This is a genomic window from Staphylococcus caseorum, assembly GCF_049943195.1.
Taxonomy (GTDB): Bacteria; Bacillota; Bacilli; order Staphylococcales; family Staphylococcaceae; genus Staphylococcus; species Staphylococcus equorum_A.
Genome location: NZ_JBNFUA010000001.1, coordinates 2,674,846 through 2,695,237, shown reverse-complemented (window position 1 = coordinate 2,695,237; position 20,392 = coordinate 2,674,846). Strand labels below are relative to the sequence as shown.

The window sequence follows — 20,392 nt, the reverse complement described above, 5'->3', positions numbered from 1 at the left end:
ATAATTTTATTCAGGCACTTTACTTAAATTTCTTTTAATTTGCTCAAGATGCTTTTCAATATGCTCATCAATAAAATGTTCAATAATAAATGAAACTGGTTTATTACCAAATTTTTCGAAATTTCGATGTGGATTTTCTTCTGCTAAACGACTTTCGTCAATTTTTGAAAGTCTTTCATTTACTTCGTCTTTCAAATTCGAAATTGATTGTATAACATTTTTAACATTTAATGCTTCTGGGTTAGACACTGCTTCTAATCTAGCTTCATCTTTCAAACCTCTTCCCCATTTTGAACCCGGTTCTGATAATACTGTTTCAGTTTCGCTTAACCAATATGAAGTCGCTTCTTTAACATGATTTAAAATTTGTAAAATAGACCATTCATCTTCTGTTGGGTTCCAACGTATTGTTTCTTCTGGCAAACCATCTACTACTTCTAAAATATTATCTAAAGTATGTTGAATTGATTCGATATACGTTTCTATTTTCGACATTTTATATGCCTCCTTCAAATTTATTTTTGTTTATTTTCTGCAACTACTTTATTTTCTAAAGCACCTATTTTATCGATTTCTATTTTTACGACATCGCCATCTTTCATAAATACTTGTGGATCACGCGCTGAACCTACGCCACCTGGTGTACCTGTTAAAACGATATCTCCTGGTTTCAATGTTGCTAATCCAGATAAGAAAGCAACTAATTTTTGAACTGTGAATACATGATTAGATGTATTTGAACGTTGCATTTCTTCACCATTTAAAGTGAGTACCAACTCTAATCCGTCTGGATCTTGTAATTCATCAGAAGTCATAATCCATGGACCCATTGGCGCTGTGCCATCTACTGTTTTTCCTTGTAGCCATTGCAATGTTCTTTGTTGAATATCACGATAAGTCACATCGTTAACGATTGTGTATCCTGCTACATAATTAAGTGCGTCTGCTTCAGATACGTTTTTTGCTTCTTTACCTATTACAAAAGCAAGTTCTGCTTCATAATCTAATTTATCTGAGATAGGATAATGAACAATATCGTCTTCTGGACCAACAATTGTATTATCAAATTTAGCAAATACTACTGGATTTTCAGGTAAGTCACGACCCATTTCTTTAATGTGTTCTTCATAATTATGTCCTACGCAAAACATTTTTCCTGGATTTTGAATAGGCGCCTCTATTTTTACGTCTTCTTTTTTATAAATTAATTGATGATTAAATACATCTGGTTTAGCTTGTGCAAACTCGATTGCTTCTTTAGCATAGTTTAAACTTTCTTCTCCACCTTCAATGAACCCCTTCGCATCAGATGGAACATATGCTTCAGCAATCGTTTCACTACGATATTTCCCCTTGCTTTGTAATAAAGCTTGAAATGCGTAGTTTAAATCTACCACTTCATTTTTTTCTGTTAATGTACCTAACCTAGAATAACCATTTGTTTTAAAAGTAATCAGTTTCATAAAATATCTCCCTTTGTTTTAAAATTTAAGTTTTCTTTATCAATAAAAACTTATTCTTTCTAATGATTTTCCACTAATGTGATAATGAGTTCACCATTTGTAAACAATTATAATTAATTGTCAGAAAATTGTCAATCTTCCTTTTGGCAGTAATTCATTTCTATTAGTATAAAAAGTCATTATTTCAAACTAAAATTTAGGAAATGTATAGTGGTAGAATATTGTGCTATAATTTGTTTGCAATGAAGGAGAGTGAGTAATAAATGGCGGATAAAAAGAGTAAAGACTATATCCAATCTTTAGATACAGGTATTAAAATATTGAATGTTTTACAGAAATCTAAATCTCCTATGAAATTTAGTGAGATTCAACAAATTACTTCTATTACGAAAAGTAACTTATATAAATATATGAATACTTTAGCTAATAATGAATTAGTCTATCGTAATCCAGCTACAGGTGAATATCATTTAGGGAACCAACTCATACAACTGGGTATGTCGGCAATGGGTAATTTAGACTCACTAGCTATTGTGACACCATACTTACAAGAAATTGGCCGTCACAATAATAATACAGTGCTGTATTCAGTAATCACTAGACGAGGCCCAGTCGTTACAAAAATTTGGCATGCAGAAGGTATTTTGAATATTGGTGCACAAATTGGTACAGTACTCCCCCCGAAATCTTCTTCCGGTAAAATATTTGCAGCCTTTTTTGATGAAACTCAAAAAGAGTACGAAGATGAAGAATTAAATAAAATTCACAATCAACAAATTGCTTTTGCTGAAGAACCGTTGATCCCTGCAATTTCTTCTGTTTCTTTCCCTGTGTTTACATTTAATAAAGAATTAGAAGGAATCATTTCTGTTATAGGAGTAAAAGACAATTTACCGGATTCCCTAGACTCACCAGATACATATTATTTATTAGAAAAACAAAAAGAAATTTCTAAATTATTAGGTTTACACCTTTAATATTCAAGATAATTTAAATCATTTTCTGTTGCTTAGTCTAATAATTGAATATATAATCACCCATTAAATTATTTTAATGGGTGATTATTTTAAGGTTTAAATGTCATATTAATTACGCCGCTCACCCCTTTTCTACTTAGTTTTCTAACAGTTTGAATTACCACTCCATAACAGTTAAATATTCTTAATTTTCACATTTTTCATTGTAATTGTAAAAAAATACCTATATAGTCACCACTAAAGAACAAAGGACACTAATATGATAAATATACTGTTTTATTATTATATTTTATTATTAGCGTTTAATTTCATGGAGGGGTATATTTATGGGGGAAATCAATACAACCAAAGTAGTTAATAAAAGTAAGTTCAACAAATTTCATTTCAAATTAATTTTTTGGAGCTTTTTTCTTATTATTTTCGACGGCTATGATTTAGTTTTGTACGGGACAGCAGTACCTATGTTAATTGAGGATTGGGGGCTCTCCGAAATTGAAGCAGGTACTTTAAGTAGCTATGGCCTATTCGGCATGATGTTTGGGGCTATAGGTTTTGGCATTTTAGCTGATCGTATTGGTAGAAAAAATGTCATAGCAATCACATTGATTTTATTCAGCTTATTTACATGTCTTTGTGGGTTTGCTGCAAATACAACACAGTTTGGCATTTATCGTTTTTTAGCAGGTTTAGGTTTGGGGGGTATCATGCCTAATGTCATTGCACTAGCAACAGATTTTGCACCTGAAAGAATGAAAAATCTTGTAGTTTCAATTGTGTTATGTGGCTACTCAATTGGTGGTATTCTTGCACCAGTATTAGGGTTAACATTAATGCCTATCGGAGGCTGGCGTTCAATCTTTTGGGTAGCAATTTTACCTATATTTGCACTACCTTTTTTACTTAAACAATTACCTGAGACTTTTAGTTATTTAAATCGTACTAATAGGAAAAAAGAAGCAGTAAATACATTAAGAAAAATTGATCCAAAACTTAACATATCTATGAACGATACGATAAAAGATATCGAAGTTTCTACTACTAAAGTGCCTTTAATGGACCTATTTAAAGAAAATCGGGCGCTCAGTACAGTCTTATTTTGGTTAACTTTCTTTTGCTGTTTGTTAATGATTTTTGGTTTAAATACATGGCTACCAAATTTAATGATGCGTGCTGGATATGAATTAAATTCTAGTTTAGTATTTTTAATCGTATTACAAGTTGGAGCAATCATTGGAACACTTATAATCGGAAGACTATGCGACAAATTTGGTTCCAAAAAACTACTTGTGCCATTATACATTGCTGGCGCTATCTCTTTATCTCTATTGTCTTTAGGTAAAGATGTTAATATATTTGTTATTTATATCTTAATTGCGATCGCAGGCGCTGCTACCATAGGTTCACAAAATCTCGTTCAAGCTTTCGTATCGCAATATTTCCCAGCTTATATTAGATCCACAGCGCTAGGTACAGCTTCTGGTATTGGGAGAGTCGGCGGAATGATTGGACCACTAATGGGTGGATTTTTACTCACATTTGCATTACCTATGCCGTTGTACTTTATCGCTTTTGCTATTCCAGGTTTAATAGCTGCCTTAGCACTTTATTTAATACCGATGCAGCATGCAAGTGAAGAATATAAAAAAATGTATCAGGCCAAAGACGTGCCGAAAGACATACCAAACGAAGTTAAATAACTTAATAATTTAGAAGGGAGTGGGAGAAAAATTAGATTTCTCTCCTACTCCCTTTTTTGTACGCTTAACTTGGACATAGCCTCAGCCTTGTAGTCTTCGGCTAATCCTTTTCTTTCAAGAGTCAGCCAAACCACTACATTTTTAATATCAATGTTTATTTCATAAATCAAAATTTCGTACAATTATGTAGTACATTTATAAACATACTGCCTTATCGCTAGAGATTAAATTAAAACAAATCGGGAAGATAATGATTAAGAAGGTGAAATGATGTTAGATAGGGAAGAAGTTTTTAATTATGTAAATCGTAAGTATGATGTGAAACCAGATTATCCTTGGAAAACTTATTCGAATTTTGCAGCTTTAAGACATAAAGCTAACAAAAAATGGTTTGCTTTAGTGATGAATATTGCTCAAGACAAATTAGGGTTAAATGGCTCTGATGAAATAGATGTATTAAATTTGAAAATCAGACAAGAATTTATTGGACCTTTAAGAAAAAAAGAAGGGTTTTACAAAGCCTATCACATGGATAAATCCAATTGGATAAGTATCAATTTAAATGAGATTAACTCTATAAATCATATTAAAGATTTAATAGCAGAAAGTTATGAGCTAACAAATTAACTTTTACAGTTTCATTGATCATTTTTAATAAGACTTCATACTAAATTGACATTAAAAAACAGGTAAGCATCCTTAATTTATAAGATGCTCACCTGTTTTATCTTAATTATTTAATTTTACTGTTCCTCTGCTTCTTTTTGATTCGTACGTTTTTGTAATAAAATGGCTGCCGCTGCTAAGATTAAGACTAAAACGGCGATACCGATAAGCCCAAGATATTTCGCAATATTACCAAAAACAATACCTACGACTAAGAAATCTGTATCTGAGAATGTCGTTGCTGCGCCACCAAGTTCACCTAGGAATGGCAAGAACAGCAGTGGTAAGAATGTAATTAACAAGCCATTTAATGCTGAACCTGCTATTGCACCTCTAATACCACCACGTGCGTTACCAAATACGCCAGCCGTTGCCCCAAGGAAGAAGTGAGCTACTACACCTGGAAGTATAACTACCCCACCAAATAAGAATAAGACGAACATGCCCAAGACCCCAACTATAAAACTGACAAAAAAGCCAATTAATACAGCATTTTGTGCATAAGGGAAGACTATAGGACAGTCTAATGCTGGTTTTGTGTTAGGTACTAATTTTTCAGAAATACCTTTAAACGCCGGCACGATTTCAGCCAATATTAAACGTACACCCGTTAATATGATAAACACACCAGCTGCAAAAGTAACCCCTTGAATCAGTGAAAATACAATAAAGTTTTGACCGTCACTAATTTCTGTATGTACGAAGGTTGGACCCGCAAATAACGCTGCCACAAAATAGAGTAATGTCATTGTTAATGAAATACTGATTGTACTTTCTCTTAAAAAGCTCAAGCCTTTAGGAAAATTAATTTCTTCTGTTGATTTAGACTTTCCTTTAAATAACTTTCCAATCTCTCCAGCTGCCCAATAACTGATCGTACCAAAGTGACCTAAAGCGACTTGGTTAGTCCCAGTTATTTTCTTCATTGTTGGTTGTGCTAACGCTGGTAATATAGCCATAATCAATCCTAAAATAATAGATCCTGTGATTACTGTCAATGTCCCAGTGATATTACCTACTGACAGTAATATAGCTAAAAAGGCTGCCATATAAAATGTATGATGACCTGTTAAAAAGATATATTTCAAATTCGTAATACGTGCGATAATGATATTAACAATCATCCCAAACACCATAATTAATGCTGCTGTTGTGCCATATTGTTCTAAAGCAATTGAAATAATCGCTTCGTTATTAGGTACGACACCTTGCACGCCAAAAGCGTGTTGGAATATTTTTCCAAATGGTTCTAATGATTGTGTTACAACATTCGCCCCTGCACTTAACACTAAAAATCCAAGTATCGTTTTAATCGTACCGGACGTGATGTCAGTGGCTGATTTTTTCTGCATAATTAGACCTATTAAAGCAATTAAAGCAACTAATATAGCAGGTTGACTCAAAATATCAACGATAAAATCTAGGATAGGTTTCATAACGTTGCCCCCTTACTTATAATTTATAAAATGTTCAAATTACTTAATTTCTCATTCAATTTATTTTGTAACTCTTCTTTATCTAGAATATTATCTAAAACAATAACGTCCCCTAAGTGCTTTGTATTTTCTTCTAAATCTCTACCGCAAATAAATAAATCTGCCATATCAGGACTTGCAGACATGACATCACTGTGTTCAACTTTAACGTCTGATGGTGCATTTAAATTTTTTAAAGCTTCCTGTGCATTCATTTCCACCATAAAGCTACTTCCTAAACCGTGACCACATACAACTAAAATTTTCATTTTCATCATTCTCCTTTAAATATATTTATTATTTCATCAATGTCTGTTGCTGCTAATAATTTATTAACTGTGTTCGAATCCCCTAAGATTGTTGCTAAATTTCTTAAAAATTCTAAATGTCCCTCGTTATCAACAGCGCTTAATACAAACACGAGAGACGCATGATGTCCGTTCTCAGAAAAGTTAATATGGTGATTCAATTTCAATAAACTTAATCCTATTTTTTTAACATCATCACTCGGTCTAGCATGCGCTATTGCAATTTCAGGTGCTATTACAATATAGGGCCCTAATTCTTCTACGCTATAAATCATCTTTTCAATGTATTGTTGTTTAAAGTACCCTTGTTCTAGCAGAGGTTCAGATGCAACACGAATTGCATGTTTCCAATCATCTACTCGATCTCGTATCTGTACTTTATCCGATGATAAAATTTCCGGACTCATTTATATCCCCCTTATTAATGTTGACTTACATCACGAATACATGACATGATATCTGCTATATTTCCAGAAAACAGTGTTGCTCTCGTTGCTTCCTCCATGATTAGCTCGCTAAATTGTCGCAAAGCATTTAAATGTATCTGCGGCTGCTCCGTAGCTAATGTAATAATGATATGTACTGGATCATATTGCTGATGATTAAAGGTCACACCCGTTTTAAAATGAACTAAACTAAAGCCTACAGGTTGTTTAACATGTTTATGGTTAGCATGAATCAATGCAATATGAGGACTAATTACCATATAAGGTCCAAATGCATCTAATTGTTCAATAATGTCAGCAGCATAGGCCTCATCTACGATTTGATCATTTACAAGCGGTGATACACATTGTCTAATTGCATCGTTTCTTAAAAGTGTTTGCTGTTGTGTCAATATTCGAGATTGTGGTAATACTTCTTGTAACGTTGGTCCTAACCCTTTAACATCATTTACATATCGCTCTCTAGAATGGTTAATAATTTCATTCAATTGTTTTCGATCGTCTTTATTTAAAAATGGCGAAACCCTAATTACTGGTACGCTTGCTTGTTCAAAAGGAACCGTAGAAATGATATAATCAATACCTTCATGTTTTAGCATTACTTCATCTATTTCATATATAGAATAAGCATCTACAATTTCTAATTCTGGATAAATATGATCCATCCTACTTTTTAATAATTGAGATGTTCCTATACCTGATCCACAAAGTAATACGACTTTAATGGCATTTGTTGTCACTGCTGAAATCCGTTCAATCGCAGAAGCAAAATGCAGTGTGATATACGATAATTCATCATCAGTAAAGTGTATTTGGTAATTTTCTTCAATGCCCCATACATGCCTTTTAATTCCTTCTATAATATGGTGATACTGCGTATGGATTTCCTTATTTAAAGGGTTCGCATGCGTCATATCAAACTTCAATCGATGAATTGCAGGTCTCAAATGTACGATTAAACCATTTGCTAATTTGCTATCAGACATTAAATCTAGTCCTAACTCACCACTCATACGTTCAATCAATTGTTCTGTTAATATCTCTAAATCGTCTATTTGTTGATTGAGTTCATTCACTTCTGACGTTTTAGCACCTAATAAATGTAAAGTAATAAAAGCTGCTTCACTTTTTGGAAATTCAATCTGAAAAATATCTTCTAATTTTTCTTTAATTTTAAGTGCAATATAAAATTGCTCTGTTTTAGCGAGCTTTTCATACTCTTTATCAGGTATATCGAAGGCAAAATGTTCATTTGTACGATGAAGCGCAATCAAAATGTGATAAATCAATCCATCAATTGCACTTTGAACTAATTGATATTTTGCATCTAATAATATAGAAGTTACTGTTAAACGAATTTGTTCTAACTCTTTATTCGAAAAAAGTTGATGACCCATGTGATGTGTGTGCGTTTGAAAATATTCATGTACACGTGTGGCATAGGCTTTACGATAAGCATTTTCCTCACCCTGAATTACAAACCCTTTATTTTTCTTGTACTCAAGAAACAAATCGTTTTCTTCTAACCAAGATTGAACATTTTTTAAATCTTCAACAATTGTACGACGTGTTACTGAAACCAATGTTGCTAATACTTGGGATGATGTGGGTTCAATCGATTCAAACAACTTCAAAGTGATATATAATATGCGTTCTTTCTTTGAATAATGCATCGATGTTCCCGTATATTTTGGCTCTAATGTTGCCAACTGAAGCGCTGTTGTTGTAATCTTTATCCCATCATATTTATTCCGATGAATCGTTAAATCTAATTTATCTTCCATAGTTTCAATGTATTCAAGGTCATATTGTATTGTTCTTTCAGATACATTGAACTGTGTTGCTAAATTATGAATTTGAACAAAGGCTTCACGTTCAAGTAAGTACGTTAATATATGATGTTGTCTCTTGCTTAACACATCAGCAACCTCCTTACAGTTATATTGTAATCGCTTTCTTGTACGTGTGGATGTGTAATCTATTTCGTCTCACAATACGAAAAGTTGCACATCTAAATAAAAAATACTATTTTTAAATTATAAAATGCATTGATCTAATTTGATACATTTTTGTTTATTTTTCAAAACAAAAAAGATGTAAAAGTAATTAAACTTTTACATCTTTTGCTGACATTATTTCACTACCATAACAAATCATTCAATTATTTATTATTTTTTACTTCTTTATATAAATCTATCATTTCCTGGGCAATATCTTTAAAAGTGATTGCCGTCATTAAATGGTCTTGACTATGCACTGTTAACAGCGTCAAATTGATATGTTCACCTTGTGCTTCCTTTGTTAACATATTCGTTTGTACATGATGTGCTTCAAGCAAAGCAGCTTCAGCTTGTTTCAGTTTCGTTTCCGCTTCATCAAACGCACTTTTTTTAGCTGCAAATATGGCTTCCATAGCATGACTTTTAGCATCACCACTATAAGCAATGAGCGACATTGCAAATTCCAAATTCTTCTCTTCTTCAGTCATTGTTCCACCCCTATTCGCTCATTAAACGTTCAGCTGCACTTAATACGTTTGCGCCATTCATCGTACCGTAATCTGTCATTTCAATGACTTCTACAGGTATGTTTTTGTCTGTACATTTTTTAGTATATTCATCTTTTTTAAAACGGACTTGTGGACCTAATAACAAAACATCTACTTGAGCATCTTCAATTTTTTGATCCGCTTCTGTCGTTGAGACTGCAAATATTTCACGGTCTAAATCTTGGTTTTCAGCTTCTTTTTGCATTTTCTGAACTAACATACTTGTACTCATTCCAGCTGCACATACAAGCATTATTGTTTTTTCTGCCATATAAATCCCTCCATTTATTATTACTATAACCTATCTGTTAATTGATCTCGCTATCATGGATAATGTGTGGCGTTGTCCACGTATCGCTTTACTTAATTCAAAAATATTTTCTACAGGAGCTAAACCGCCATAGCCTGCGTCACCAATATGTTGAATATCCACACCGCATATTTTATTTCGAATTGCGAAGTCCCTAATTGTACTGGCGTCAGAACTCTCTTGACTTGTCCCTATTGCTGACATGACTAAACCACCATGATGATGGACTGCTTTCACTATGTCTTTTAATTGTGCTTCATCAAATCCTGGAACTGTTCCAATAGATGGTACTAAAATAATATCAGCACCTGCATCAATAAATTTTTCAACATATGCTTTAGTAATTACAGGTTCATCTACACCTGCACTGTGCATTTTTCCGGCTATAATCAATCCTGAAAAATTTGCTCTTGTCTCAGCAATTGCACCAACAATTTTTTCATTAGATACGCCAGTACCTGGATTCCCCGTCATGCAAATAAAGTTTATGCCTAATTTTTCTAAAGCTTTTACTGTTTTCGGACTTGCTTGTCGTCCTTTAGCAATATTTAATTTTTCTTCTGCCATGCTCGCTTGCTCATCTACTGGTTCTAAATTGACACCTATAGGTCTTGCAACAAGACGTCTTAATTCTTTAATGACATGTTTTTTCTCGTCTATGTTTTCTACTTTAGGATTGAACGCGTCTAATCCATTTAATAAAATCAAATCTGCCCCGAATGCACGTGATAGTTCTGCATTTGTTATATCGGGTGTCACTGGTGTACGCGTAACAACATTCTCTGCTAAAACAACGCGACCATCACTTGCTTTAATACTTTGTTTTAATTCTTCAGCCGTCATTTTCACTATTTCTGAGGCATTAGCACTTAATAATCTCTTAACCATATTATCTACTCCTTTATTTTGGTTCTTCCGTTTCTTTTTTTCCGTTTACTTCTTTATCTTCTAAATATAAATTATATTTCTCCATTGCTCTATAAAATGGGTAATAGAGTAAAATATCGATAATGATACATACAATTTGAACCAATGAACCACTATAATGCCCTGTCGCTAAAAATCCACTGATGATAGGTGGTATCGTCCATGGCATCGCCGTCCCATTGGTGAGATGCACGATCCCGCTCGACATTGCGAAATACGTTATCGTCGCATTAATCATTGGTGCTAATACAAATGGAATAATTAATCTCACATTAAGTACAACAGGCAAACCAAACAATGTTGGTTCATTAATATTAAATATTCCCGGCATTAAAGTAAGTGGTGCCATCGTTTTTGTGATTTTACTGGAACGTTTTTTAAAAGCTAATATCGCAATTACGATGACTAGACCTATTGTTGAGCCACCGCCTCCCATAAATACAAAATTATCAATAAATGGCTGCGTTATGATATGCGGTAAGTCTCCGTGTGGATTGGCTTGATATGCTAGACGGTTTTCATCAATATTTTTCAACCAAATTGGTTGCATAACTGCATTTACTACGTTTGCACCATGGATACCGACAAACCAAAAAGCACTATTAAGACCAACTAAGATAATGGTACCGATCAAGCTACCTCCCATCAGACTTAACGGTACACCTAATGTATTAACAATCAATTCATGGATGTTGCCAAACGGTAAATTATCCAATGCGATATATACAGCAAGCCATAATATGATAATCGCTGCCCCAGGTATTAATGCACTAAAACTTTGTGCGACTGCTGGCGGCACTTGATCTGGCATTTTGATTCTAATGTTTCTATTGATAAACCACTGAAAGATTAACCCTGAAAGAATACCAATAATAAGTGCTACAAATAAACCCTGACTTCCCATATATATTTGAGGTATTGCTTCTTCAGGTACTTTATCTCCAGTCATTACATTCGGTGTGACAACTAAAAATGCTGACATCGCAATAATACCGGCTGAAACCCCATCTGTATTATATTGCCGGGCAATACTATGGGCGACACCAAAACTTGCAACTAGTCCCATTAATCCGAATGTCCCATTCACTGCTTTCATTAAATATGGTTGAATCCCTTGTGCTTCTAGCCACTCTATCCAGCCCGGTATCGCAATACCACTGATTACTAAAAATAATGAACCAATAATAATCAAAGGCATTGCAACGATAATACCATCTCTCATTGAAATCAAAATTTTATTAGACCCCAATTTAGAAGCGACTGGTAACAAATGTTTTTCTAATGCGTCATTAAATTTACTCACATCAACACCCCATCGTAGATTCGATTTTGAAAACGCTTTCAATGTTTTGATTAATTATAATTTATAATCAATTATGTGTCAATATAGTTGCAACTTTTTATTTTTAATATAATAATAAGAGTATTAAGAAATTATGGTGATAAAAATGAAAGCAAACATGACAAATAAACAGCGGATGATACGTGGCCAAATTTTAAATGAAATATACGTACGTGGCCCTATATCAAGAGTTGACATAGCAAGAAATACGGGAATCACACCAGCAACAACAACTGCAGTAACCGCAGAACTAATACAAGATAATCTCATTAAATCTACGGATATTGAAGTTGATCATTACGATATTGACACTAAAAAAACGTCAGGACGCAAAAAAATATTACTTACAATTTGTAATAAATACAATTACTATGTTGGTATTGAATTAGCCAGAGATTTTGTAACGTTATGTTTAACTGACAATCTTGGTAATATCGTTGATCAGAATATGATTGATATTACTACAATACAATTCTTAAAAAAAATTACTCCAAACTTTATATTGGAAGAACTTAATCATTTCTTAAAACAACATGCATCTTATAATATTCAAGCAGTTGGCATTGCTTTACCAGGTCACTTTGATGAAACAGATCAACAAATTGCTTCGAATAGTGTTTGGTCCGGTTTTGATTTGAAAAATTTACTTTCTCGTATTGACCTGCCTGTATTTTTAGAAAATAACGTACATTGTATGAGTCTATATGAACATTTACTTACATCAGAAAATGATGGCGAAAATTTCATCTTCTTCCATGCTGTAAAAGGGATTTTTTCATCTAGTATGTACCGTGGTAATTTATATGGAGTTTCCAATTTTTCTGTAGGGGAAGTTGGACATACCATCATCCATCCAGACGGTGAACGCTGTGAATGTGGTCGTAGAGGGTGCTTACAAAACTATTTAGGTGGTATGAATATTATAAATAAAGCTAAAGTTATTTATAGAAGTGCTCAAAGCACATATCTCACAAGTTTAGTAGCAGACTCAAATGATATAACTTTAGATACTGTTATAGAAGCGTATCGTTTAGGCGATAGTGGCATCGTACAAATTATCAAAGATGCTATGCGTGCAGTCGCAATTACGCTCAATAATTTAACCATGTTAGTAGATACTAATAAAATTTATTTGCATGGACCATTATTTAACAATGATATTACAGATGTCATTTTAAAAGAATATTTAAGTTATCAAAACTTATACGGTGGATTAGGTGAAATTGATTTTCAAATGAAAGTTTATCACCCCATTAATGGGGCCAAAGGTGCCTGTGCCCTTGCCATCCACCAACATTTAATTTGGTCAGAATTATAGATTAAGTCAAAATATAATAGTTCGATAAAAGAGTTAGCGGAGGATTTTTTGTCTTCCGCCTTCTTTTTTGATTTCTAACACTTATTAATGACAAGTATTATCTATAAAAATTTTTATCCCTCACAAAAATTAAATAAAAATAACTTTTTAAATTATTAATTTTTTCCTTTTTTGAAAAAGCGGTGCGCACTAGATATAACTGTGATATTCTATTTTAATAAACATATTATAAGGGGGATTTTTATGCATTGCCCAAATTGCGGGGAGTCAGTTACAAAAAAAGATTTATTTTGTGGTGAGTGTGGTACCAAATTAACACTTCAAGATCAATCATCTACTGACAATCCAACTACTAATCAACATACATCTAAGTCTGATGCATCACAGAATCATGAACCATCTCATACCTCTCATCAGCCAAAACAACCAAGTCAATCAAACAAAAACATTACCAAACATTCTGATGATATTTTTAATGAGGCAAAATTATTTTTCTCCAGCTCATTTTCTAGGACAGATGAGGCAGTTATAAGTAAACATCAATTTACATTTAAAACGCTTTTCAGTCTCATTATTGCAGGGTTTATAATTACACTTATTTTATTATCTTTAGTTATACCAGCAGAGGTAGCATTTTTTGCGACAAGTAAGGCTAATATCGTTTTTAACATTACCTTTTACATACTAATATCTATTTCAATAATTTTTGCCATTACATTATTATTGATTAAACTGCTAAACATTAAAATCAGTGTACATAAAGCACTTTCAGATTTTGTATTAATTAATACTTTTTCTGTAATTGCGTTCTTATTAGGCTTATTATTTCTAGCCATTAATGTGCCAAGCTTTGGATCAATGCTTGTTTTAATTTCTATGCTATTTACATTAGTGTCACCAATTTATCTCACAACAAAGCACAGTCATATGCATCAACTTCGTATGCCCGTGATTTATGCTATTTTAATTTATATTCTTATTTTAGGTGTCCTCCTTCGCATTCTTATTGAAGGAACAGTTTCAAATTCTTTAAGTGCTTTAGATTCATATTTTAATACAGATTATTAAGGAGAGAGTTAATTAATGAAATACTGTAGTAATTGTGGAGCCGAAATTAAACCAAACCAAAAAGTATGTACACAGTGTGGCACACCTGTACATCAACAACGTAGTACAAATAACAACGACAATCATAATAAAAAATCAAAATTACCACTTTATATTACAATTGCTGTCATTGTAGTTATCATTATTGCATTATTTACAGCTTATAAGATAATTGAAAGTCAGCTTTCACCGACAAAACAAGCTGAAGCTATTTCAAATGATTTAAAAAATAATAAGCCCAGTAACTTAACTCATAATTTAAAAGCAAACGGCGAGTCTCTGTCTAAAGACGAAGCCAAAGCTGTCTATAAATATATTAATGAAACAGATAGCCCTGAACGTGTTGGTGATGAAATTCAAAGCGCTGCACAAGGTATGAAAGATAATACAATGGGTGGCACTTCTGTTACGGTTGGCGATAACGAACTCATAAACATCTCTCAAGATGGTAAAAAATGGGGTATATTTAAAAACTATAATTTTAATGTAAATGAAGCGTCTGTTACCATTCTTCCTGAAGAAGATAGTACATTATCTTACAAACATAACGACGATACGAAAAAAGTGAAACTAAAACAAGGTAAGACAAAAACACTTGATGACTTCCCTATTGGAATATACGATTTAAAAGCTACTCAAAAAGTAGATGGTAAAAAGTTTGATGGTGTCGTTCATATCGATATGTCTGAAAGTAACGATGCTGATCCTCAATTCAAACAAAAGCGTTTTACTGTAAGTACTGACTCAGCATATATCGATTCAGATTCACTAAAGCTTTATATCAATGGTGAAAAACAACAAGACTTTGATGAATACGCTAGCGAAACATTTGGTCCATACTCACCTGACGAAAAAGTAGAAGTATATGCTACAACTGAAGTTGAAGATAAACAATTCACATCAAATGTCGAGAATGTTTCAAGCCCTGAAAACGACGAAGAAGAAGTTGACGTTACTTTAACCTTTGATGATGATGCTATTAGCGACCATGAAGACAAAGTATTTGAAAAAGAAACTCAATCTGAAGATGACGAAGACGCATCTAGTTCAGATGAGGAGGATGTCACACGTGATAATGTTATAGACAAAGTCGAATCATATGAAGGCGAAAGTTTAGACACTGATACTTATACTTATAAAGAACCTGAAGAAACAGATGATGGTTGGGGATTTTCATTTACCGATAAAGACGGTAATTTAGCTGGATCATATACTATAGATGATGACGGTTATGTCACAGAATATGATGAAGACGGTGAAGAAGTCGATTCTGGATATTAATATTATTTTATAGGGAGTGGGATAGAAATCTAATTTTTCTAATAAATTTCGTCGTATGAACCCAGCCCGGCACAGCTACTGTAAACAAGTGCTTCAGCGCTTTTAAAGAACTACTTGTCTTCATAAATGAAGTAGTAGTTCTTTAAAAGCTTGATATAAGCGCATTTTCAATTCAGTCAGCCACTGCAATATAAAAAAACAGCCTGAGACATGTGCTATGTCCCAGGCTGTTTTTTATTTAAATAAATCTTTCTTGCTTCTTTTCAAAATAATTTTAATAATATGTAGTTATTCACGTTATTCGAACATCTTCACTTCCCTTTTTTCTAATCACTCTACGCCACTTTCATTTATCTTTTTTAATTGTCACAATTTTAGTAACTTTTATATGTAAATCTATACTGATGTAATATTACATGTTAGAATTTTATTGAAGTAAACTCGTAATATTTATCTATAAATACACTAGATCCTAGGGACCTGGACTGCTGATCCAGGTTTCTTATTATTTAAGAAATAGGTGAAAAAATGAACTTCGTAGAATTAACAGCAAAAGAATTCACTGATTTTATTAATCAACATTTTGTGCATTATACCCAGTCTTATTCTCATTTTCATTATAGAAATAAGAATAAGACAGATGTACATTTAGTAGGCGTTAAAGAAGATGATAAAGTGATAGCAGCTTGTCTATTAACAGAAGCTAGGGCATTAAGGTTTTTTAAATACTTTTATTCTCACAGAGGTCCTGTTTTAGATTATAGTAATCCAATATTAACTAAATTCTTTTTTGAAAATTTAAAAGTATATTTAAAAACTCAAAAAGCATTATTCGCTTTAATAGATCCATATATTTTAGAAAATATTAGAGATGCTGATGGAAAAATAATTGAACACTATGATAATGAAAAGCTTAAAAATGCATTATCAAAATTAGGTTATGCCCATCAAGGTTATAGTATTGGTTACTCTACTACTAGCCAAATTAGATGGTTATCTGTTTTAAATTTAAAAGATAAAAGTGAAAGTACCATATTAAAAGAAATGGATTATCAGACACGTCGTAATATTTAAAAAACTTTTGAAATGGGTGTGGAAATAAAAACATTGGATATTTCAGAAACCGATGTTTTCTTTGAACTATTTCAAATGGCAGAAGAAAAGCATAATTTTAAATTTAGAGATAAAGCTTATTTTGAGGAAATGCAAAAAATTTATGCTAATCATTCTATGTTAAAACTCGCGTATATCAATTTAGAAAATTATAAGCAGCAATTGCAAAAGAAAAACGCTAACCTTCTTTTAGAAATTAAAAATTTAGAGAATAAATTACAAGAAAACACTAATTCTAAAAAAACGAAAACGAAATTGAAGCAATTAACGCAACAACAAAACAGTTACGAAAGAAAAATTAATGAGACGATTGAATTAATTTCAACTGAAGGAAATATCTTGAATTTAGCTGCTGCATTTTATATATACACGAAAGATGAAGTTTATTACCTATCTAGTGGTTCTAATCCTAAATACAACCAATTTATGGGGTCTTATCGTTTACAATGCGATATGATTAAATTTGCCATAGAGAACGCTATTCCAAGATATAATTTTTATGGCATTACTGGAGACTTCAGTGAAACTTCTGAAGATTATGGCGTACAGCAATTTAAAAAAGGCTTTAATGCACACGTAGAAGAATATATTGGCGATTTTATAATTCCAATCAGAAAATATTTATATAAACTATATTTATTAAATAAAAATAGACATATTAAGTGAATTAGATTCAAAACCAAATGCTGTAAATGTATTTGGTTTTTGAATCTATTTTTTGTTCGTTCATTTCATTACTCAATACCACTTGAAAATGTCAGTGATTCGGGCCAACTCCTCATTAATTAATAAAGTACTAGCCGAATACTATAGGCTGAGGTTGCGCCCGCGGACAGCGCGCACAAAAAAATGCCAACAAAGTCGGAAACTTTGTCGACATTCTAAACCAATACAAACTTGTATCGCTTTTGTATATTTATTTAATTTAAAGCTGAATCATCAACGATAACTTCTACATTTGGATGTTGATGCAATATTGAAGCAGGAAGTGATTCCGACACTTTACCATCCATTAATTGTTGGATTGCATCTTGCTTATTACTTCCAAACGCTATTAGAATGATGCGTTTCGCACTCATGATAGATGCTAAGCCCATTGAAATAGCTTGTTTAGGTACATCTTCAATATTATCGAAGTGTTGACTATTTGCTTTGATTGTTGAACCCGTTAAATCTACTACGCGTGTTTCACTTTCAAATGATGAAAATGGCTCATTAAAACCAATATGTCCATTTTCACCGATACCTAAGATTTGAATGTCTGCTGGTCCTGCATTTTGTATACATTGCTCATAGGCTATACATTCTTTTTCTACATCTTCTGCATCACCTTTAGGTAAATAAATATTATCTTCATTCCAAGTGCTATTATGATTGAATAAATGTTCTTTCATATAAGCATGGTAACTTTGTTCGTGATCTGCCGCTAACCCAATATACTCATCTAAATTAAATGTCACCACATCAGTTAATTCTGTGTGATTAACATTAATTAATTCCGCTAAGTATTTATAGATATCAATCATTGTACTTCCCGTAGCAAGACCTAACACAGCATTAGGTTGCGACTTTATTTGTTTCAAAAGCTCTATAGCAACATATTGACTCGCCGTTGTGCGATCTTTCAAATTTATAACGTTCATATTTCTACCCCATTCTTTCTAATATCACTATATATTTTCATAATTAACATTTAATAACCTATATTACATAATTATCTATTTTTTATCAAATTAATATAAAATGAATCATGCATACAATACCATTATACGCTTGTTTATGACTGTTCACTATCTAATAGTTCTTGTACTTCATTTTTTATCGTAGTTACATGGGGACCATAAACAATTTGAACGCCGTTCCCCTTCTGAATCACGCCTCTTGCTTCGGTCGACTCTAATATTTTTCTATCAACATCTTTATCAGTCTTTAAGGTAACTCTTAATCTTGTTGCGCAACAATCAACGACATCAATATTCTCTTTACCACCTAGACCTTGAATAATCGTTTTAGCACGATCAGTTGCTTCTACTGTTTCAGCCGCTTCTCCTTCTTCACGCCCAGGTGTTTTGAAATTAAATTTCGTAATGCAAAATCTGAATATAATATAATAAAGCATAAACCAAACGATACCTATTGGAATTACCCACAAGAAATTCGTCTTAGCATTGCCCTGCAATATACCAAATAATAGATAATCAATGAAACCACCACTAAATGTTTGACCAATCGTAATATTAAATATGTCTGCGAGCATAAACGCTAAACCATCTAAAAAGGCATGTATGACATAAAGAACCGGTGCTACAAATAAGAAACTGAATTCTAATGGTTCTGTAATTCCTGTTAAAAATGATGTTAACGCTGCAGATAACATTAATCCGCCAACGACTTTTTTACGTTCTGGCTTTGCAGTATGGTAGATTGCCAATGCAGCACCACATAAACCAAACATCATAGTAATGAATCTACCTGACATATATCTTGATACACCCGAATAATATTTAGTAACATCAGGATCACCCAATTGAGCAAAAAAGATATTTTGTGTACCTTGTACAATTTGTCCTTTCACTTCTAAAGTACCACCCAGTGCTGTCTGCCAAAATGGTAAGTAAAAAATATGATGTAAACCAAATGGCCCCAAAAGCCTTAAAATAAAACCAAAGAAAAAAGTACCAATAACTCCTGTTTTATCTACAAGTCCTCCAACACCAAATATCCAACCTTGCACAGTTGGCCAAATAAAGAACATCAAGACACCTAATATAATAGAACCTAATGCTGTGATAATAGGCACAAAACGTGAACCGCCAAAGAAGCCTAAATAGGTTGGTAAGGATATTTTATGGAACTTATTATGTAAAAGCGCTGTCATGATGCCGGTTATAATACCGCCAAATACGCCTGTTTCCACTGTTTGTATTCCTAGGACTGTACTTTGCCCTTCTTTAGCTAAATTACCGTCTGCTAATGTATCTGTAATAATTAACAAACCATTCATTGAAGCATTCATAATGAGGAACCCTAACATGGCAGCTAAACCTGCTGTTCCTTTATCACTTTTGGCTAAACCAATCGCAACACCTACTGCAAAAATGACAGGTAAATTTTGGAAGACAATATCACCTGCAGATGACATTAATATAAATATATTTTGTAATAGTTCAATATCCAATAAAGGATATGCTTTGATTGTATTTGGATTACTTAATGCGCCACCAATACCTAACAATAAACCGGCTGCTGGTAAAATTGCTATAGGTAACATAAAGGACTTACCGAATTGTTGTGCTTTCTCAAATAGCTTACTCATAATTGATTAACCTCCTAATTACCATAAATATACAAGTAAAGAAAATGATAATCAATACAATTCGTCATTATGAAAAACATTTTCAAAAGGGTATAACT

General features: G+C 32.8%; 18 protein-coding genes and 1 pseudogene. 7 read left to right on the top strand and 12 right to left on the bottom strand.

Going from position 1 to position 20,392, the window contains the following annotated elements; all coding sequences use genetic code 11:
• Window positions 1-6: 6 nt before the first annotated feature.
• Together ACP3TL_RS13415 and ACP3TL_RS13410 are read right to left on the bottom strand one after the other, a co-directional pair.
• Window positions 7-495 carry a DinB family protein gene (locus tag ACP3TL_RS13415; RefSeq protein WP_069833135.1) on the bottom strand — a complete coding sequence of 163 codons (489 nt, stop codon included), beginning with the start codon at window positions 493-495 and terminating at the stop codon, window positions 7-9.
• Between the two features lie 20 nt (window positions 496-515).
• Window positions 516-1,463: a fumarylacetoacetate hydrolase family protein gene (locus ACP3TL_RS13410; RefSeq protein ID WP_069817831.1), complete on the bottom strand. Its 948-nt coding sequence runs from the start codon at window positions 1,461-1,463 to the stop codon at window positions 516-518.
• Window positions 1,464-1,726: 263 nt separating this feature from the next.
• Here ACP3TL_RS13410 and ACP3TL_RS13405 point away from each other — a divergent pair, with 263 nt between their 5' ends.
• From ACP3TL_RS13405 to ACP3TL_RS13395, 3 genes are all read left to right on the top strand, one after another.
• Window positions 1,727-2,440, top strand: a complete 714-nt coding sequence (locus ACP3TL_RS13405; protein ID WP_069833134.1) for an IclR family transcriptional regulator — start codon at window positions 1,727-1,729, stop codon at window positions 2,438-2,440.
• A gap of 326 nt (window positions 2,441-2,766) precedes the next feature.
• Window positions 2,767-4,137, top strand: a complete 1,371-nt coding sequence (locus tag ACP3TL_RS13400; protein ID WP_069833133.1) for an MFS transporter — start codon at window positions 2,767-2,769, stop codon at window positions 4,135-4,137.
• Between the two features lie 270 nt (window positions 4,138-4,407).
• The gene (locus ACP3TL_RS13395; RefSeq protein ID WP_069833132.1) at window positions 4,408-4,764 is read left to right on the top strand and encodes an MmcQ/YjbR family DNA-binding protein; all 357 of its coding nucleotides are present in this window, start codon (window positions 4,408-4,410) and stop codon (window positions 4,762-4,764) included.
• A gap of 116 nt (window positions 4,765-4,880) precedes the next feature.
• On the opposite strand, the gene ulaA is transcribed toward ACP3TL_RS13395, so the two are convergent.
• The 8 genes from ulaA to ACP3TL_RS13355 form a co-directional block, all read right to left on the bottom strand.
• A complete protein-coding gene (gene ulaA / locus ACP3TL_RS13390) occupies window positions 4,881-6,239 on the bottom strand; it encodes a PTS ascorbate transporter subunit IIC (protein WP_069833131.1) in 1,359 nt (452 codons plus the stop codon).
• 23 nt (window positions 6,240-6,262) lie between these two features.
• Window positions 6,263-6,547 carry a PTS sugar transporter subunit IIB gene (locus ACP3TL_RS13385; RefSeq protein WP_069833130.1) on the bottom strand — a complete coding sequence of 95 codons (285 nt, stop codon included), beginning with the start codon at window positions 6,545-6,547 and terminating at the stop codon, window positions 6,263-6,265.
• Between the two features lie 5 nt (window positions 6,548-6,552).
• Window positions 6,553-6,993, bottom strand: coding sequence for a PTS sugar transporter subunit IIA (locus ACP3TL_RS13380; protein ID WP_069833129.1), 441 nt, complete (start codon window positions 6,991-6,993; stop codon window positions 6,553-6,555).
• 14 nt (window positions 6,994-7,007) lie between these two features.
• The gene (locus ACP3TL_RS13375) at window positions 7,008-8,951 is read right to left on the bottom strand and encodes a BglG family transcription antiterminator (protein ID WP_069833128.1); all 1,944 of its coding nucleotides are present in this window, start codon (window positions 8,949-8,951) and stop codon (window positions 7,008-7,010) included.
• A gap of 242 nt (window positions 8,952-9,193) precedes the next feature.
• On the bottom strand, window positions 9,194-9,520 hold the full coding sequence (locus tag ACP3TL_RS13370) for a PTS lactose/cellobiose transporter subunit IIA (protein WP_069817822.1): 327 nt from the start codon (window positions 9,518-9,520) through the stop codon (window positions 9,194-9,196).
• Window positions 9,521-9,530: 10 nt separating this feature from the next.
• A complete protein-coding gene (locus ACP3TL_RS13365; protein WP_069817821.1) occupies window positions 9,531-9,851 on the bottom strand; it encodes a PTS sugar transporter subunit IIB in 321 nt (106 codons plus the stop codon).
• Between the two features lie 30 nt (window positions 9,852-9,881).
• Window positions 9,882-10,778, bottom strand: a complete 897-nt coding sequence (locus ACP3TL_RS13360) for a DUF7916 family protein (protein WP_069833127.1) — start codon at window positions 10,776-10,778, stop codon at window positions 9,882-9,884.
• Between the two features lie 13 nt (window positions 10,779-10,791).
• On the bottom strand, window positions 10,792-12,120 hold the full coding sequence (locus ACP3TL_RS13355) for a PTS sugar transporter subunit IIC (RefSeq protein ID WP_069833126.1): 1,329 nt from the start codon (window positions 12,118-12,120) through the stop codon (window positions 10,792-10,794).
• A gap of 133 nt (window positions 12,121-12,253) precedes the next feature.
• Here ACP3TL_RS13355 and ACP3TL_RS13350 point away from each other — a divergent pair, with 133 nt between their 5' ends.
• From ACP3TL_RS13350 to ACP3TL_RS13335, 4 genes and pseudogenes are all read left to right on the top strand, one after another.
• Window positions 12,254-13,477 carry an ROK family protein gene (locus ACP3TL_RS13350; protein WP_069833125.1) on the top strand — a complete coding sequence of 408 codons (1,224 nt, stop codon included), beginning with the start codon at window positions 12,254-12,256 and terminating at the stop codon, window positions 13,475-13,477.
• Window positions 13,478-13,720: 243 nt separating this feature from the next.
• Window positions 13,721-14,545 carry a zinc ribbon domain-containing protein gene (locus ACP3TL_RS13345; RefSeq protein WP_069833124.1) on the top strand — a complete coding sequence of 275 codons (825 nt, stop codon included), beginning with the start codon at window positions 13,721-13,723 and terminating at the stop codon, window positions 14,543-14,545.
• A 15-nt stretch (window positions 14,546-14,560) separates the two neighbouring features.
• The gene (locus tag ACP3TL_RS13340; RefSeq protein ID WP_069833123.1) at window positions 14,561-15,865 is read left to right on the top strand and encodes a TcaA second domain-containing protein; all 1,305 of its coding nucleotides are present in this window, start codon (window positions 14,561-14,563) and stop codon (window positions 15,863-15,865) included.
• Window positions 15,866-16,393: 528 nt separating this feature from the next.
• A pseudogene (locus ACP3TL_RS13335) lies at window positions 16,394-17,644 on the top strand (aminoacyltransferase).
• A 254-nt stretch (window positions 17,645-17,898) separates the two neighbouring features.
• Here ACP3TL_RS13335 and nagB read toward each other — a convergent pair.
• Both nagB and ptsG read right to left on the bottom strand, forming a co-directional pair.
• Complete coding sequence (gene nagB / locus ACP3TL_RS13330; protein WP_069833122.1) at window positions 17,899-18,621, bottom strand: glucosamine-6-phosphate deaminase; 723 nt, start codon at window positions 18,619-18,621, stop codon at window positions 17,899-17,901.
• 134 nt (window positions 18,622-18,755) lie between these two features.
• A complete protein-coding gene (gene ptsG / locus ACP3TL_RS13325) occupies window positions 18,756-20,294 on the bottom strand; it encodes a glucose-specific PTS transporter subunit IIBC (protein WP_069833121.1) in 1,539 nt (512 codons plus the stop codon).
• Window positions 20,295-20,392 lie beyond the last annotated feature (98 nt).

What these genes read in the sequence shown, in the direction of transcription:
- ACP3TL_RS13360 (WP_069833127.1), bottom strand. Translation starts at nt 10,778, where the DNA reads ATGGTTAAGAGATTATTAAGTGCTAATGCCTCAGAAATAGTGAAAATG.
- ACP3TL_RS13350 (WP_069833125.1), top strand. Translation starts at nt 12,254, where the DNA reads ATGGTGATAAAAATGAAAGCAAACATGACAAATAAACAGCGGATGATA.
- ptsG (WP_069833121.1), bottom strand. Translation starts at nt 20,294, where the DNA reads ATGAGTAAGCTATTTGAGAAAGCACAACAATTCGGTAAGTCCTTTATG.
- ACP3TL_RS13405 (WP_069833134.1), top strand. Translation starts at nt 1,727, where the DNA reads ATGGCGGATAAAAAGAGTAAAGACTATATCCAATCTTTAGATACAGGT.
- ACP3TL_RS13340 (WP_069833123.1), top strand. Translation starts at nt 14,561, where the DNA reads ATGAAATACTGTAGTAATTGTGGAGCCGAAATTAAACCAAACCAAAAA.
- nagB (WP_069833122.1), bottom strand. Translation starts at nt 18,621, where the DNA reads ATGAACGTTATAAATTTGAAAGATCGCACAACGGCGAGTCAATATGTT.
- ulaA (WP_069833131.1), bottom strand. Translation starts at nt 6,239, where the DNA reads ATGAAACCTATCCTAGATTTTATCGTTGATATTTTGAGTCAACCTGCT.
- ACP3TL_RS13400 (WP_069833133.1), top strand. Translation starts at nt 2,767, where the DNA reads ATGGGGGAAATCAATACAACCAAAGTAGTTAATAAAAGTAAGTTCAAC.
- ACP3TL_RS13370 (WP_069817822.1), bottom strand. Translation starts at nt 9,520, where the DNA reads ATGACTGAAGAAGAGAAGAATTTGGAATTTGCAATGTCGCTCATTGCT.
- ACP3TL_RS13415 (WP_069833135.1), bottom strand. Translation starts at nt 495, where the DNA reads ATGTCGAAAATAGAAACGTATATCGAATCAATTCAACATACTTTAGAT.
- ACP3TL_RS13385 (WP_069833130.1), bottom strand. Translation starts at nt 6,547, where the DNA reads ATGAAAATTTTAGTTGTATGTGGTCACGGTTTAGGAAGTAGCTTTATG.
- ACP3TL_RS13380 (WP_069833129.1), bottom strand. Translation starts at nt 6,993, where the DNA reads ATGAGTCCGGAAATTTTATCATCGGATAAAGTACAGATACGAGATCGA.
- ACP3TL_RS13395 (WP_069833132.1), top strand. Translation starts at nt 4,408, where the DNA reads ATGTTAGATAGGGAAGAAGTTTTTAATTATGTAAATCGTAAGTATGAT.
- ACP3TL_RS13410 (WP_069817831.1), bottom strand. Translation starts at nt 1,463, where the DNA reads ATGAAACTGATTACTTTTAAAACAAATGGTTATTCTAGGTTAGGTACA.
- ACP3TL_RS13365 (WP_069817821.1), bottom strand. Translation starts at nt 9,851, where the DNA reads ATGGCAGAAAAAACAATAATGCTTGTATGTGCAGCTGGAATGAGTACA.
- ACP3TL_RS13345 (WP_069833124.1), top strand. Translation starts at nt 13,721, where the DNA reads ATGCATTGCCCAAATTGCGGGGAGTCAGTTACAAAAAAAGATTTATTT.